This is a genomic window from Amycolatopsis magusensis (assembly GCF_017875555.1).
GTDB lineage: Bacteria > Actinomycetota > Actinomycetes > Mycobacteriales > Pseudonocardiaceae > Amycolatopsis > Amycolatopsis magusensis.
On the sequence record NZ_JAGGMS010000001.1, the window covers coordinates 5,497,799 to 5,513,623 of the forward strand.

Annotated in this window: 12 protein-coding genes; 8 read left to right on the plus strand and 4 right to left on the minus strand. The window is 71.3% G+C overall.

All coding sequences use genetic code 11. From position 1 onward, the window contains the following. Positions 1 to 468 precede the first annotated feature (468 nt). Together JOM49_RS24705 and JOM49_RS24710 are read right to left on the minus strand one after the other, a co-directional pair. On the minus strand, positions 469 to 1,149 hold the full coding sequence (locus tag JOM49_RS24705) for a hypothetical protein (RefSeq protein WP_209666615.1): 681 nt from the start codon (positions 1,147 to 1,149) through the stop codon (positions 469 to 471). 6 nt (positions 1,150 to 1,155) lie between these two features. Next, positions 1,156 to 1,773 carry a TetR/AcrR family transcriptional regulator gene (locus JOM49_RS24710; protein ID WP_209666616.1) on the minus strand — a complete coding sequence of 206 codons (618 nt, stop codon included), beginning with the start codon at positions 1,771 to 1,773 and terminating at the stop codon, positions 1,156 to 1,158. Between the two features lie 63 nt (positions 1,774 to 1,836). Between JOM49_RS24710 and JOM49_RS24715 the strand changes: the two genes are divergently transcribed. The 7 genes from JOM49_RS24715 to JOM49_RS24745 all read left to right on the plus strand — a co-directional run bounded on the left by JOM49_RS24715 (position 1,837) and on the right by JOM49_RS24745 (position 13,698). Beyond that, positions 1,837 to 4,734 carry a crotonase/enoyl-CoA hydratase family protein gene (locus JOM49_RS24715; protein ID WP_209666617.1) on the plus strand — a complete coding sequence of 966 codons (2,898 nt, stop codon included), beginning with the start codon at positions 1,837 to 1,839 and terminating at the stop codon, positions 4,732 to 4,734. A gap of 35 nt (positions 4,735 to 4,769) precedes the next feature. Beyond that, complete coding sequence (locus JOM49_RS24720; protein ID WP_209666618.1) at positions 4,770 to 6,578, plus strand: AMP-dependent synthetase/ligase; 1,809 nt, start codon at positions 4,770 to 4,772, stop codon at positions 6,576 to 6,578. Between the two features lie 147 nt (positions 6,579 to 6,725). Continuing rightward, positions 6,726 to 8,321, plus strand: a complete 1,596-nt coding sequence (locus tag JOM49_RS24725) for an FAD-binding oxidoreductase (RefSeq protein ID WP_209666619.1) — start codon at positions 6,726 to 6,728, stop codon at positions 8,319 to 8,321. Positions 8,322 to 8,363: 42 nt separating this feature from the next. Then, the gene (locus JOM49_RS24730; protein ID WP_209666620.1) at positions 8,364 to 9,566 is read left to right on the plus strand and encodes a sensor histidine kinase; all 1,203 of its coding nucleotides are present in this window, start codon (positions 8,364 to 8,366) and stop codon (positions 9,564 to 9,566) included. Further along, positions 9,563 to 10,192, plus strand: a complete 630-nt coding sequence (locus JOM49_RS24735) for a response regulator (RefSeq protein WP_209666621.1) — start codon at positions 9,563 to 9,565, stop codon at positions 10,190 to 10,192. Before JOM49_RS24730 ends, JOM49_RS24735 begins: the two co-directional genes overlap by 4 nt. 233 nt (positions 10,193 to 10,425) lie before the next feature. Then, positions 10,426 to 12,243 carry a rhamnogalacturonan lyase gene (locus JOM49_RS24740; protein WP_245369460.1) on the plus strand — a complete coding sequence of 606 codons (1,818 nt, stop codon included), beginning with the start codon at positions 10,426 to 10,428 and terminating at the stop codon, positions 12,241 to 12,243. Positions 12,244 to 12,273: 30 nt separating this feature from the next. Beyond that, a complete protein-coding gene (locus JOM49_RS24745) occupies positions 12,274 to 13,698 on the plus strand; it encodes a glycoside hydrolase family 30 protein (RefSeq protein ID WP_209666622.1) in 1,425 nt (474 codons plus the stop codon). A 13-nt stretch (positions 13,699 to 13,711) separates the two neighbouring features. On the opposite strand, the gene JOM49_RS24750 is transcribed toward JOM49_RS24745, so the two are convergent. Further along, positions 13,712 to 14,299, minus strand: a complete 588-nt coding sequence (locus JOM49_RS24750; RefSeq protein WP_209666623.1) for a DUF4232 domain-containing protein — start codon at positions 14,297 to 14,299, stop codon at positions 13,712 to 13,714. Positions 14,300 to 14,572: 273 nt separating this feature from the next. On the opposite strand from JOM49_RS24750, the gene JOM49_RS24755 reads away from it, so the two are divergent. Next, positions 14,573 to 14,818 carry an ATP synthase subunit C-like protein gene (locus JOM49_RS24755; RefSeq protein WP_209666624.1) on the plus strand — a complete coding sequence of 82 codons (246 nt, stop codon included), beginning with the start codon at positions 14,573 to 14,575 and terminating at the stop codon, positions 14,816 to 14,818. A gap of 56 nt (positions 14,819 to 14,874) precedes the next feature. Here the strand turns inward: JOM49_RS24755 and JOM49_RS24760 are convergent, their stop codons facing one another. Continuing rightward, positions 14,875 to 15,813: a LysR substrate-binding domain-containing protein gene (locus JOM49_RS24760; protein ID WP_209666625.1), complete on the minus strand. Its 939-nt coding sequence runs from the start codon at positions 15,811 to 15,813 to the stop codon at positions 14,875 to 14,877. Between the last annotated feature and the right edge of the window lie 12 nt (positions 15,814 to 15,825).

A 15,825-nucleotide genomic window follows, 5' to 3' on the forward strand; every position in this document is an offset into this window, starting at 1 on the left:
ACAGTATGCATGAAACGGCGGGCGAAAGCCCAGTCGTCGTCTCTTCCGTGCCAACAATCCTCACTGTGCTGCCGCCCGCCCCTGTTGTCGTACTTGGCTGCGCTTTCGGTACGGAGATCGGCGACCCGCGGTCGTGTGACGCAACACTGTTCTTTCTCACTCGTTCGCCATGCTCGGCGGTACCGAGTGCAGAAATAGGCCCGGTGTCGTCGGCGGATGTGGTGAAGATGTGACCGAAAGGGAGTCCATCCTTCGCCCGAGCCGTTCCCTGAACACTGGTCCCACTCTCTGCCCTGCCTTCGACGCCGCGTCCGTCCATTGCAACCGGTGAACGGAGCGGTTCGTCACCTGCTGGGCGAAGTTGACCTTGACCTGTCAACTATTTGTCCAGTTGTTCCTCGTCGTCGACACTGGAGTTATGGGCAATTGTTCACACTGAAGTGTCATTGTTGCGACGATGGAAGGGCGCTATTGTGTTCGTCCTAATTGGCGGCACAGGTCCAGCAGCAAGTACAGGTTGATGATCTCGTGGGTCGGCACCGGGGGTAGGGCCAGGCGGTGGGCGCCGGCGAAGGTGAGGAGGCCGTTGCTGGGGTGGACGCCTTCGAGGTCCGGCCAGGCGGCGGCCCGGTTCTTGACCGAGACGCCCTCGCGGGTCAGCTTGACGGGGCCGAAGTCGGCGGTTCCGCCGCGGGTGAGGGCGGCCAGCGTGCCGGGGGACTGCGCTTCGGTGATGCTCTGCTGGATGTGCGGGCCCCACGTGCCTTCGTAGGTGAACGGGGCGCCGCGCACGAGGGTGGTGATGCCGAGCCGGTCGCGCTGGCGGGCGAGCAGGAGGTCGTTGCCGCGGCCGATGGAGACGGCGGCGCCGCCGGGGTCGATGAGGGTGTACCGGGCGTCGGCCACGCCGCCGTTGACGGTGGTGATGCTTTGCAGCACGCGCGCCGATGCCCAGTCGTAGGCGGCTTCGAAGCCGTCGGGGCCGGTGATCACCAGGCCCCGCGCGAAAAAGTGCAGGCGGGCGTCCGCCCAGCGTTGGGAGAACAGCCTTTTCTTCGCCACATACGTCGCCTGCGCCCACTCGCCGAGGTCGTGGGCCGCGGCGAGGGCCGACGCTGATCCATCGGGCGCGAGGCCGCTCTCCGTCATGGACGGTCAGGGTAGGGACGGGCGATGAATTCCCGATGAAACGGCGTCCCCGGAGCTGAGCACGGCGAGCGTGCGCTTCCACCGGTCGATCACCACCGACACGTCGGCGCCGGGGTCGACCACGCGGCTCAATGCCGTGCCGGTCAGCAGGTCCACGGTGAACTGCGCCAGGGTCGGGACGCGGGGGTCGTCCTCGCCGACGAAGGCGGTGATGGCGCGGCGGATCGAGGTGAACACCCGCCGCTGCACCGGGGCGAGGGCGGCCCGCAGTTCGGGATCGGTCCGCGAAGCGACCCACAACTCCAGCGCCGCGGCGAAAGCCGGGCTCTGCAGATCGCGCCAGACCAGGTCGACCACACCGTCCCAACCGGACTCCGCCGGGGGATCGCCGTCGAGCACGGAGATCCGGCGGTCGGCGAGGTCGTCGACCACGGCGGCCATCAGCGTCGCGCGGGTGGGGAAGTGGTGCAGCAGCGTGCCGCGGGCGACCCCGGCCCGCTGTTGCACCGCGCCGACCGTGGTGGCCGCGTAACCGCCGTCCAGCAGGCACGCGTACGCCGCCTCGATCACCCGGGCGCGGGTCGCCGTGGCGCGGTCCTGCTGGGGCGGGCGGGGTGTGGACACCGCGCCACTCTAATGGCACGATCGCGAAACAGTCTGGTCGGACTGCTTTGTGGAAGGTGATCGATGAGCAAGCGCCCCGGTGCGTTGCGCGCTGCCCGTTCCGTCGTGACCGCGCTCGTGCGCAACGCCATCGCACGACGGCGACCGGCGGCCGAGCTGCCGGAGGTGCCCGCGCCGTCCGGAGTGGACGGCTACGCCCGGCACGTCACCGCGCTGGGCGCGATCGCCGCCGAGCCCGCCGTGGTCGTCGACCTCGCCCGCGACCTCGGTCGCGCTCACGAGTGGCTCACCCTGCACGCGGCCTGGCGTGGCGAGCGTCCCGAGCGGATCGAGCCGGGCGGGGAGTTCGTGCAGCAGATCCGGCTGATGGACATCCCCGCGCAGGCGAGGTGGGTGGTCGAGCGCGCGGACGACGAGGGGTTCGCCCTCCGCGGGACCGGCCCGATGGGCATCACCCTGGGGCTCTGGTGCACGGTGCGCCCGGCACCGGAGGGCACGGTCATCCGCCTGGACGGCGCCCTGGACGGGGCGCCGGTGCGCGGGCCCGTCGGGTCGACGGCCGTGCGCAGCGTCGAACTCGCCCTCGCCGACTCCATCTCCGCGCTCGCGGCGCTCGCGCAGGGCGCTCCGGGCAGGCGGCTGTCGGTCCCGGACGAGCCGATCCGCCACGAGCGGACCGGCCGGTTCCTCGATCCGCACACGCCGGTGGTGGTGGGCGTCGGGCAGGTGGTCAACCGGCGGCCGGACCTGGACGCCCCCCGCGAGCCGGTCGACCTGGCCGCCGAGGCGCTGCGGGAGGCGGCCCGCGACTCGGGTGCCGCGATCGACCTGCTGGCCCAGGCCGACCTCGTCTACGCCGTGCCGAGCGCTTCGTGGAGCTACGCCGATCAGGCTGGCGCGGTCGCCGAACTCGTCGGTGCCTCGCGCGCGACGACCGTGCAGACCAGCGCCCAGGGCGGCGACGGCGGGCAGCTCGCGGTCAACGACGCCGCCCAGGAGATCGTCGACGGCCGGGCCGGGATCGCGCTCATCTCGGGTGCGGAAGCAGGCGCCACCATGGCCGCGTTGCAGCGCGCGGGCACCGAACCCAGCTGGACCCGGCATTCCGGCGACGCCGCGCCCGACCGGAAGATCGGGCAGGACCGGCCCGCCAACAACGAAGCCGAGACCGCCGTGGGACTCGGTGCGCCGATCTTCGTCTACCCGCTGCTGGAGTCGGCTCTGCGTGGCCGCGAAGGCGGCGACCCCGACGAGCACCGCGCCCGGATCGCCGGACTCTGGTCGCGGATGTCGGAAGTGGCCGCCTCGAACCCGTACGCGTGGGACCCGACCCCGCGCACCCCGGAGGAGATCGCGACCCCGGGCGAGCGGAACCGCTGGGTCAGCGATCCGTATACCAAGCTGATGTGCGCGAACCTGCAGGTCGACCTGGCCGCCGCGCTGGTGGTCACCAGCGTCGCGGCGGCCCACGCGGCGGGCATCCCGCAGGACCGCTGGGTGTTCGTGCACGCCGGGGCCTCGGCCACCGAGCAGTGGTTCGTCTCCGAGCGCGCCGACCTCGCCGAGTCTCCCGCCATCGCGGCGGCCGGTGCCGCGGCCCTCGGCCACGCGGGCGTCTCGGTGGACGACCTCGGCCCGGTGGACCTGTACTCGTGCTTCCCCTCGGCGGTCCAGCTCGCGGCGAACGCGCTCGGGCTGCCGTGGGACGACCCGTCACGCCCGCTGAGCGTGACCGGCGGCCTCACCTCGGCCGGTGGGCCCGGCAACAACTACGGCACCCACGCGGTGGCCACGATCGTCCCGCGGCTCCGGGACGCCCCGGCCGAGGTCGGGCTGACCACCTCGCTCGGGTGGTACGCGACCAAGCATTCCGTCGGCCTCTACTCCGCGACCCCGCCGGAGAAGGCGTTCGCCCATCTCCGCCCGGCTTTCGACCGCCCGGCCACCCGCCCCGCGTCGACCGAATTGGACGGCACCGGCGTGGTCGAGGCGACCACCCTCGTCCACCGCGGCGACGGAGAACCCGAAGCGCTGCTGCTGAGCGTGCTCGCCGAGGACGGCTCGCGCGTGCTGCTGCGCAACGAGGAGCCGGACCTGCGTGAGACCGATCTCGTGCGCCGGCGTGTCCGCGTGACCGACGGCCGGATCGAGGTCGTCGACACCGACCGCCAGGAACTGCCACCGCCACCGGACGCACCCGTGCGCACCAGCCGCCACGGCGCGAACGGCGAGGTCGTGGTCATCACGCTGGACCGTCCCCGGGTCCGGAACGCGGTGGACCGGCGCCTGGCACTCGCCCTGGAGCAGGCGGTCGACGACGCGGAAGCCGACCCGACCGTGCGCGTGCTCGTGCTGACCGGCGCCGGGGGCACGTTCTGCGCCGGGATGGACCTGGCCGAGGCGAACCGGGGAGCCGTACCGGTCACCGACCGCCGCGGTCCGCTGGGGCTGACCGCCGAGCCGCCGGTGAAGCCGACCATCGCCGCGGTCGAAGGCGCCGCGCTGGCCGGTGGCTTCGAACTGGCGCTCTGCGCCGACTTCATCGTGGCCGCCGACGACGCGGTCTTCGGGCTCCCCGAGGCGAAACGGGGCCTCCTGGCCGCGGCGGGCGGGCTCTGGCGGACGGCCACCAGGCTGCCCCGGAGCATCGCGCTCGAACTCGCGCTGGTCGCCGAACCGCTGCCCGCCGCCCGGCTCGCCGAACTCGGCCTGGTCAACCAGGTCGTGCCCGCCGGGACCGCGCTCGGCGCGGCGCTGGGCATGGCGGGCAGGATCGCCGCCAACGCGCCGCTCTCGGTTCGTGTCGGAAAGGAAATGATCGACGCCGCCGTCACCTGGGACGATGGCGAGGGGTTCGCCCGCCAGAGCGAGCTGGCCGGTCCGGTGTTGCTGTCCGAGGACGCGCGTGAAGGCGTGGCGGCCTTCGCCGAGCGCCGGCCGCCGGTCTGGACGGGCCGCTGATCCACCCCCCGAAATCCCCCGAGACAAGGAGCCCCATGACCGCCGATTTCGTCGACCGGCTCGACCCCAACGTGGCCGTCCAGTTCCTCAACCGGGTCGCGCAGACCCCGGACCTCGAGGCCTTCCGCTACCCACGGGGCGAGGGCTGGGCGTCGGTGACCTGGCGGCAGACCAGCGACGAGGTCCGCAGGCTGGCCGCCGGACTGCTCGCGCTCGGCGTGGAGCAGGAGCAGCGCGTCGGCATCGCGTCGAACACCCGCTACGAGTGGATCCTCGCCGATCTGGCGGTGATGTGCGCCGGTGGTGCGACCACCACGGTCTACCCGACCACGAACGCCGGTGACACGGCCTACATCCTGGGCGACTCGCAGTGCCGCGTGCTCTTCGCCGAGGACGACGAGCAGCTCGCGAAGATCGTGGAGCACCGCGGGTCCCTGCCCGAGCTGGTGAAGGTGGTGACCTTCGACGGCACCGCCGACGGCGACTCGGTGATCACGCTCGACGCGCTGGGCGAGCTCGGCGACGCCTACCTCGCCGAGCACCCCGACGTCATCGAGACCACGGCCGCGGCGATCAAGCCCGACCAGCTGGCCACCCTGATCTACACCTCCGGCACCACCGGCAAGCCCAAGGGCGTCCGGCTGCGGCACCGCGGCTGGGTCTACGAGGGCGCGGCGATCAAGGTTCAGGACATCCTCAGCGAGCAGGACCTGCAGCTGCTGTGGTTGCCGATGGCCCACGCGTTCGGCAAGGTGCTGCTCTCTTCGCAGCTCGCCTGCGGGTTCGCCACGGCGATCGACGGCCGGGTGGACAAGATCGTCGACAACTGCGCCGAGGTGAAGCCGACCTTCATGGGTGCGGCGCCACGCATCTTCGAGAAGGCCTACGGGCGCATCCAGACCATGCAGGCCGCCGAGGGCGGCGCGAAGGAGAAGATCTTCCACAAGGCCTTCGAAACGGGCCTGCGGGTGGCCGAACTCCGGCGCGAGGGCAAGGCGGTGCCGCTGCCGCTCAAGGTCAAGCACGCGTTGTTCGACAAGCTCGTCTTCAGCAAGGTGCGGGACCGCTTCGGCGGCCGGGTGCGGTTCTTCATCTCGGGCTCGGCGGCGCTCAACCGCGAGATCGCGCAGTGGTTCAACGCCGCGGGCATCCTCATCCTCGAGGGCTACGGCATGACCGAGAACACCGCCGGTGCCGCGGTGAACCACCCGGACACCAACAAGTTCGGCACGGTCGGGCGCGCGCTGCCCGGTGCCGAGGTCAGGATCGGCGAGAACGACGAGGTGCTGCTGCGCGGCCCGCACGTGATGGAGGGCTACCACAACCTCCCCGAGGAGACGGCCGCCGCGTTCACCGAGGACGGCTGGCTGCGCACCGGGGACAAGGGCAGCCTCGACGAGGACGGCTTCCTGACCATCACCGGCCGCCTCAAGGACCTGTTCAAGACCTCCGGCGGCAAGTACGTGGCGCCCACCTCGATCGAGTCCAAGTTCGCCGCGATCTGCCCGTACGCCAGCCAGTTCCTGGTCTTCGGCGCCGAGCGCAACTTCGTGGTCGCGCTGATCACCCTCGACCCCGACGCCATGGCGTCCTGGGCGGGGGAGAACGGCATGGCAGGCAAGAGCTACTCGGAGCTCGTCCGCTCGGACGAGGCACGCGCGATGGTGGCGGGCTACGTCGACCAGCTCAACGCGGGCCTCAACCGCTGGGAGACGGTGAAGAAATGGGAGATCCTCGACCACGACCTCAGCATCGAGTCCGGCGAGCTGACCCCGTCGATGAAGGTCAAGCGGAACGTGGTCGCCACCAATAACGCGGACCTCATCGCGGCCTTCTACCAGTGAGCCCGGGCTCAGCCGATCGGTGGGTGCGGCTCAGCCGTCCGGTGGGGGCGGCGGTTCAGCCGCCCTCCCGGCAGCCCGGCTGATGTGCGCCCGGTCCCCGCGCTGCGACGGTGAGCACCTGAGCCGGAGCACGTGAAGGGGATCGGGATGAGTGGACGCAACCAGGTGAGCCGGCGGCTGGTGCTCGCCGGGGCGGGCGCGGTGGCGGGTGGCGCGGTGGTGACCGGGCACGCGGCCGCCTCGGCGCCCGCCCCGGCGGTGAAGATCCGGCCGGGGGATCCGCGGTACGAAAGCCTGTTGCGGGGCAACAACTTCCGCTTCGCGGGCCGGCCGGACGAGATCCGCGTGGCCGCGTCGACCGAGCAGGTGGTGGGCGCGGTGACCGAAGCCGCGCGGACCGGCCGCCGGGTCGCGGTGCGCAGCGGTGGCCACTGCTTCGAGGACTTCACCGCGGACCCCGGGGTGCGGGTGCTGCTGGACGTCTCCCCGATGGACGCGGTCGGCTACGACCCGGCCATGCGCGCGTTCGAGGTGCGTCCGGGTGCCACGCTCGGGCAGGTGTACCGGGCGTTGTTCAAGGGCTGGGGCGTGACCGTCCCCGGCGGCAGCTGCCCGGCGGTCGGCGCGGGCGGGCACTTCGCGGGCGGCGGGTACGGCGCGTTGTCCCGCCGGTACGGCTCGGTGGTCGACCACCTGTACGGCGTGGAAGTCGTGGTGGCCGACCGGGACGGCGGTGCCCGCGCGGTGGTCGCCACCCGCGAACCCGGCGACCCGAACCGTGACCTGTGGTGGGCGCACACCGGCGGGGGCGGCGGCAACTTCGGCGTGGTCACCCGGTACTGGCTGCGCTCACCCGGTGCCACCGGCGACCCGTCGCGCCTGCTGCCCGCGTCGCCGCGCGAGATGCTGGAATGCGTGGTCGCCTGGGCGTGGGAGGGCATGACCGAGCAGACGTTCACCACGCTCCTGCGCAACTTCGGCGCCTGGCACGAAAGCCACAGCGAACCCGGCTCGCCGTCCGCCGGGCTGTACGCGATCCTTCTGTTGTCGCACCGGAATTCCGGGTACTTCTCGCTCGCTGTGCAGATCGACGCGGGCCTGCCCGGCGCGGACGGGCTGGTGACCGAGTTCGTCGCCGCGGTGACCGCCGGAACCGGTGTCGAGCCGATCCATAACTCTCGGCAGACGATGCCGTGGCTGCACAAGATGACCTGGCCGGGCACCGGTGAAGCGGGCGACGCGGGCACCCGCCGGTACAAGAACAAGGCCGCGTACCTGCGCCGGTCGCTGACCGACGAGCAACTCGCCACGGCATACCGGCACCTGACCGACGACACCGCGGCCGGGGAAGCCGGGATGCTGCTGATCGGCTACGGCGGCCAGGTGCGTGCGGTGGCGCCGGAGGCCACCGCCGTCGCCCAGCGAGACGTGGTGATGAAGGCGGTCTACTACACGACCTGGGCCGACGAGGGCGGGGACGCGGCCAACCTCGCCTGGGTCCGCCACTTCTACCGCGACGTGTACGCGGCCACGGGTGGCGTGCCGGTGCCGGACGAGGTCAACGACGGCTCCTACATCAACTACCCGGACAACGACCTGGTCGATCCGGCGTGGAACACCTCCGGCGTGCCGGGGCGCACGCTCTACTACAAGGAGAACTACCCGCGCCTGCAGCGGATCAAGGCCCGCTGGGACCCGCGCGGGTTGTTCCGGCACGCCCTGGCCGTCGAACCGCCCGCCTGACCGGCCATCATGGGCGGGCGAGAGCCCGGGAGGAGCGCGGGGATGGACGGTGTGGTGCTGCGCGTCGTGCCCTACGCGCTGCTGGCGGTCCTGGCCGTGGCCACGGTGCCCATCCGGTGGGCGGACGGCCGGTCCCCGGTCGCCGACCTGGTTCTGTGCGCGCTGGTGGCGGGGTGGCTGTACGTGGTCAACCGGCACCCCGCCTGGCGGGAACGCCCGCGCGTGATGGCGGTGTTCTTCGCCGTGCTGGTCGTGCTCCTGGCGGTGCTGGTACTCCGGGCGCCGTGGTTCGGCTTCTTCACCCCGGCCGCGTACCTGTACGCGTTCCGGGTCCTGCCGTGGCCGTGGCAACTGGCCGGGGTCGGGGCGGTGGCGGTGCTGGCGGGCACCGCGCAGGCCTACGCCGTGGACCGCAGCACGCACCTGGGGCTGCTCACCTACGTCGCGGTCGTGGCCGCGAACGTGATCCCCTTGTGCGCTTTCGCCTGGTACGCCCGGCGCGGCGACCTGCGGAACGAGGAACGCGTGCGGGCGCTGGACGAGGCGCGTGAGGCGAATCGCAGGCTGGAGGAGTCGCTGGTGGAGAACGCGGCGCTGCACGAACAACTCGTGGTGCAGGCCAGGAACGCGGGCGTGCACGACGAGCGGCAGCGCATGGCACGCGAAATCCACGACACGCTGGCGCAAGGGCTCACCGGCATCATCAGCCAGCTCCGCGCGGCCGAGCACGCGGGTGACGATGCCGCGAGCCGGAACCGGCACCTCGCCGCCGCGACCGGGCTCGCGCGGGAAAGCCTCACCGAGGCGCGGCGATCAGTGGACGCACTGCGCCCGGAGCCGCTGCGGACGGCGCGATTGGAGGAAGCGCTGGCGAGCGTGGCCGATCGCTGGTCGGCGCTGCACGACGTCCCGGTCCAGGTGACGACGACGGGGACCGCCCGTCCGTTGCGACCGGAGGCCGAGGTCGCCCTGCTCCGGGCGGCCCAGGAAGCACTGTCCAATGTGGCCAAGCACGCGCTGGCGAGCCGGGTGGGGGTGACGTTGTCCTATTTGGACTGCGAGGTGGCGCTGGACGTCCGTGACGACGGCGGCGGATTCGATCCGGACGCCACCGGCTCCGGTTTCGGGCTCGTCGCGATGCGGCAGCGGATCGAGGGGCTGTCCGGCACGCTGCAGATCGAGTCCGAACCTGGTGCCGGGACCGGCATTTCGGCGCGCGTCCCGGCCGCGGGGTGTTCGTCGTGATCCGGCTGCTGATCGTCGACGATCATCCCGTGGTGCGTGACGGGTTGAGCAGTATGTTCTCGCGCGATCCGGAGTGCGAGGTGGTCGGTGAGGCCGCCGATGGCGCCGAGGCGGTCCGGCTCGCCGGTCGACTGCGGCCCGACGTGGTCCTGATGGACCTGCGCATGCCCGGCATGGACGGTGTGCGCGCGACGAGGGAGCTGGCCGGTCTCGGCACGCGCGTGCTGGTGCTGACCACGTACGACACCGACAGCCACGTGCTGCCCGCGATCGAGGCGGGCGCCACCGGTTACCTGCTCAAGGATGCCCCCGGTGACGAACTCCTGCGGGCGGTTCGCGCCACAGCAAGGGGTGAAGCGGTGCTCGCGCCCTCGGCGGCGGCCCTGCTGATGAACCGGGTGCGCTCGTCCGCCGCGGGCCCGCTCAGCCCGCGCGAACTCGAAGTGCTCCAGCTGGTGGCGGCCGGCGCCACGAACCGCGAGGCGGCGGCGAGGCTGTTCATCACCGAGGCCACGGTGAAGTCCCACCTGCTGAACATCTACGGCAAGCTGGATGTCGGCGACCGCGCCGCCGCGGTCAGCGAGGCGTTCAACCGCGGCCTGCTCGTTCCCCGTTCGGAGGCGTGACGCCGGCCTCGGGGTAGGCGACCTCGGCCCGGTGAGGCCGAGACCAGCGCGGCGGCCAAAGCGAAGGCGGGGGCGACTTCGATCGGCTCGACGCCCGTGACGATGGGTGATCAACCGTTGACACGCGGGCAGACGCGGTAATACTGTGAGCGCTCCCAACAGCCCGCCGGCTCCGTCTCCGGCAGCGGGGCCGAACCCGATCTCACGTACCCACGCGATTCGGAGTTCAGCCGATGCCCATGCCCAGAACCGCGCGCCCAGCGACCTTCGGCGCGGTGCTCGTCCTGTTCGGCGCGTTGCTCAGCGCGCCGGTGCAGGCGACCCCCGCCGCCCCGTCCACCACGGAGAAACTCGACCGCGGCCTGATCAGCGTCCGCTCGGAGAAGGGGAACTTCGTCAGCTGGCGACTGCTCGCCGCCGACCCGGCCGGAGCGGTCTTCAACGTCTACCGCGACGGCACCCACCTCACCCAGGTCACCGGCGTGACCAGCTGGCTCGACGAAGGAGCGCCGGGGGAGTCGCGCTACACCGTGCACCCCGTGGTGAACGGCGCCGAACAGCGGACCGCCGCGGCCGAAGAGTCGCTGGTGTTCCCCATGGCGTCGTCGATGGACGTGCCGCTGCAGATTCCGCCCGGCGGCACCACGCCGTCCGGCGAGAGCTACACCTACAACGCCAACGACGCCAGCGTCGGCGACCTCGACGGCGACGGCCAGTACGAGCTCGTGCTGAAGTGGGAACCCAGCAACGCCAAGGACAACTCGCAGTCCGGCTACACCGGGAACACCTACCTGGACGCCTACGAGCTGAACGGCACCCGGCTGTGGCGCGTCGACCTCGGCCGCAACATCCGGTCCGGTGCGCACTACACGCAGTTCCAAGTGTTCGACTACGACGGTGACGGCCGTGCCGAGGTGGCGGTGAAGACCGCCGACGGCACCCGGTCCGGCACCGGCCAGGTGATCGGCAGCTCGAGTGCCGACCACCGCAACTCCAGCGGTTACGTCCTTGCCGGACCCGAGTTCCTGTCGGTCTTCCGCGGCACGGACGGCGCCGTGCTGGCCACCGTGGACTACGCGCCCCCGCGCGGGAACGTCGCCTCCTGGGGCGACAACTACGGCAACCGCGTCGACCGCTTCCTGGCGGGCACGGCCTATGTGGACGGTTCGCGGCCCAGCATCATCATGGCCCGCGGGTACTACACCCGGTCCGTGGTCGCCGCGTGGGACTTCCGCGATGGCCAGCTCACCCGGCGGTGGACCTTCGACTCCAACTCGTCGACCAACGGCGAAGCGTGGACCGGCAAGGGCAACCACCAGCTCTCGATCGCCGATGTGGACGCCGACGGCCGCGACGAGATCATGTACGGCTCGATGGCGATCGACGACAACGGCTGGGGCCTGTGGCAGAACAACACCCACCACGGCGACGCCTACCACGTCGGCGACTTCATCCCGTCCCGCGCGGGCCTGGAGGTGTTCAAGCCTTCGGAGTGGACCAGCGAGCCCACGCACTGGATGGGTGACGCCCGCACCGGGCAGCTCATCTGGAGCGCGCCCTCCTGCGGCTGCGACAACGGGCGCGCGGTGGCCGCGGACATCTGGTCCGGCAACGCCGGTGCCGAGGCGTGGTCCGCCTCCGTCGGCGGGCTTCGCAGTGGCACCAACGGGAACCAGGTCGCCTCCCGCAAACCCGGCTCGATCAACTTCGTGCTCTGGTGGGACGGCGACGCGCAACGCGAACTGCTCGACGGCACGCACATCGACAAGTACGGCACCGGCGGCGACACCCGCCTGCTCACCGGTTCCGGCGTCGCGTCGAACAACGGCACGAAGGCCACCCCCGCGCTGTCCGCCGACATCCTCGGTGACTGGCGCGAAGAAGTCATCTGGCGCACCACGGACAACCGGGCACTGCGGATCTACTCCACCACCGACAGCACGAGCATCAGCCGTCCGTCGCTGATGCAGGACCGCCAGTACCGCCTGGCGGTCGCGTGGCAGAACTCGGGCTACAACCAGCCGCCGCACCCCAGCTTCGCCATCGGCTGATTCCGCGGCGCTCGAAGGAAAGGACGTACCATGGCCGGCTCACTGCGGCGACTGCTCCACGGATCCACGGCCGTCGCGGTGCTGGCCGCTCTCTGCGCGGGCGTCGCCCCGGCCGGAGCGCAGGGCGCGTCGTCGGCGATCATCGACGGCGCGCGCCTGCACCAGCCGATCGACGGCTTCGGGTTCTCCGAGGCGTTCGCCCGTGCGGACATCATGCGTGGCTCGGAAGGACTGTCCGCGCCGAAACAACGCGAACTGCTCGACCTGCTGCTCTCCCGGACCGGGGGAGCGGGCCTGTCCATCCTGCGGCTGCACATCGTTTCCACACCCGCGTCGTCGATCCAGCCCGTGGACCCGGGTGGGCCGAACGCGGAACCCCAGTACGTCTGGGACGGTGACGACGAAAGCCAGGTGTGGCTGGCGAAGGAAGCCAAGGCGTACGGCGTGGAGCGCTTCTACGCCAACGCCTGGAGCGCGCCCGGCTACATGAAGACCAACGGCGACGAGGCGAACGGCGGCACGCTCTGCGGGCTCTCCGGCACGTCCTGCGCGAGCGGTGACTGGCGGACCGCCTACGCCGACTACCTGGTCAAGTACGCGGAGTTCTACGCGGGCGAAGGCATCCGGGTCACCGATCTCGGCTTCACCAACGAACCGGACTACACCGCCACCTACTCCTCGATGCGGTTCACCCCGGCGCAGGCGGTCGAATTCACCAAGGTGCTCGGGCCGATCGCGGCGAAGGCCGGGCTGGCGGTGGCCTGCTGCGATTCCTTCGGCTGGAACCACCAGCGCCCTTACACCACCGCGATCGAGGCCGACCCGGTGGCGCGCGACCTGGTCGCCACGCACACCGGGCACACCTACGCCAGCCCGGTCACCGGCCCGCTGCCGACCACCCGCCCGACGTGGATGTCGGAGTGGTCGCCGAACGGCACGACTTGGAACGAGAACTGGGACGACGGCAGCGGATACGACGGCATCACCATCGCCCAGGCCGTGCACACCGCGCTCACCACCGGGAACGCCGCCGGTTACGTCTACTGGTACGGCGCCTCGGTGGGCGCCACCCGCGGGCTGATCCAGATGAACGGCGACGGCTACCGCGTGTCCAAACGACTGTGGGCACTGGCGAACTACAGCCGGTTCATCCGGCCGGAAGCCACCCGTATCGGGGCCACCACCGGCGACGCGAACCTGTCGCTGTCCGCTTTCCGCAATCCCGACGGCTCGCTCGCCGTGGTGGCCCTGAACACCGGCAGCAGTGCCGTCCCGGTTTCGTACAGCCTGCCGAACACCGGGGTCACCAAGGGAGCCGCCATCCCGTACCTGACCGATGGCACCCACGACACCGCGGCACAGGCGCCGGTGCGCATCGGCGACGGTGGGTTCACCGCCACCGTGCCCGCCCGGTCACTGGTCACCTACCGGATCAACACCGGCTCGCGATCCTGAGCCCCGACGGCGTTCACCGCGGGTCGGCGAGGATGCCGTTGACGTAGGTGCCCGGGTGGGTGGCCGCGTCCTGGCGCAGCACCGGCAGGTCCGACGGCCAGTCGACGCTCAGCGGCTCGGTCTGGCCCGGCGGGATGGTGACGAGGTGCGTCGGCGTCCAGCCGGGGCCCGCTTCGGGCGCCGGGGTCAGCACGGTGATGGTCGCGGTCGCCGTCTTCCCGGCGGGGACGTCGTTGGCGGGCACGCCGTTGTCCACCCTCGGCAGGTGGTAGACGGTGCCCATCGGGTCGTCCGGCCCGACCAGGTCGACGCCGGGGACGCCGTGGAGGCCGCAGGTCTGCCCGGAGGTGTTCGTGTAGGTCAGCGGCACTTCGTACTGGCCGGAGCCCTCTTCGCGCTGCTCGGGCACGCCGAGTGCGACGGACAGATCGGCGGTGCCGCACCTCGGCGTGCTCTCGTCGCTGACCAGCTTCGGCGCGGCGCCACCTCCACCGGTCTGCGGCTGCTGCGGTTGCGGGGCCGCGGTGCCCGAACCGCAGGCCGCCAGCGCGAAAACCCCCGCTACCGCCGTCGTCCCGAGCGCCACTCGCCTGTTCCGCATGGTGTTCTCCTCCCGCCTGGTGAATTCCTGACACAAGAAAGATGTTCCAGTGGGTGCCCGCGATGCGTGGATGTGGGATTGGCCCCCCGAAAGCAACCTCCGCCCCCGCCGGACGTCATCCGTGATGTGTCCGATGAGGACGGTTCCTTTCCCGGCACCGCTTTCCGGGGCCGGGGAGTGGCTCGGGCCACCTGAGCGCAGGTGGCGGTGGCCGGGGAAGATCCGCCATTCTGGAGGAGCCAGGAGTACGCGGATCCACGAAAGGGAATTCCGATGAACAGTCTGGTTCTCGCCCAAGCCGCCGTCGACCTCAACCCCGGCCTCGCGGCCATCGGTTATGGCCTGGGGGCCATCGGGCCCGGTATCGGTGTGGGCCTCATCTTCGCCGCGGTCATCAACGGGACCGCCCGTCAGCCGGAAGCGCAGGGCAAGCTGCTCAGCCTGGCGTGGACCACCTTCGCCATCGTCGAAGTGCTCGCGCTGATCGGCATCGTCATGTTCTTCCTGGCCTCGGCCTGACACCAGGTCCCCGGGTGACGCACCCCGTCACCCGGGGACCTGCCGCGCCGACGGATTTAGTCCACTGAGGACAGTCGAATGCCGGGCCAGCGGCCTTCCGCGGCCAGTTCCCTGGTCACTTCGACGATTCCTTCCCGCACCGCGGCCACCGAGTCCCGGGGTTCGTAGAGTTCGGTGGAAGCCCGGACGGCCACGTGCCGCCGCAGACCGGGGTCGGTGATCCGCCGGACACCCAGGTCGCGGGGGTCACCGTGCCCGGCGACGACGGACAGCGGCAGGATCGTGCACGCTTCCCCGCTTTCGGCGATGCGCACCATGGTCCCGAGTGATTCCACGTCGGCGACCACGGTCGGCGCCAGGCCGTGCGCGGCGAACGCGCGGTCGATCAGCGTGCGCAGGTTGCTGCGGCCGCCGGGGGTCACCAGCGGCACCGATCGCAGCTCCACCAGCGAAATCTCGTCGTCCGACCGTGGCCTCGGCGTCGGCTGGCCGATCAGGTACAGCTCCTCCGAGTACAGCGGCGTCTCACCCGGCCGTGGCGCGTCGGTTTCGGGGTAGACCGCGGCCAGGTCGAGCCTGCCGACCAGCAGCAGCTCGTGGATGTACCCGCTCATCGACTCGAACAACTGCAGGTGGATCCCCGGATGCCGCGCCTTGGTCCACGAGAACAGGGCCGCGGCCAGCGGCGTGGCCACCGTCGTCGGCAGGCCGACGGCGACCGGGCCGTGGATGTGGTGCCGTCCGTCGGCCGCGGTCTCGGACAGCCGGTCGAACTGCCGTACCAACTGCTGGGCGTCGCGGTACAGCGCCCGGCCCGCCGAAGTGGGCACCACACCACGCGGCCCCCGGTCCAGCAGGCGCACGCCCAGGTGTGCTTCCAGCTGCGCCATCCGCTGGCTGATCGCGGGCTGCGAGACGTGCAGCCGCGTGGCCGCGCGCGACAGGCTGCCCGATTCGACGACGGCGATGAGGTCGCGCAGATGGGCGATGTCCACGCTCCCACCCTC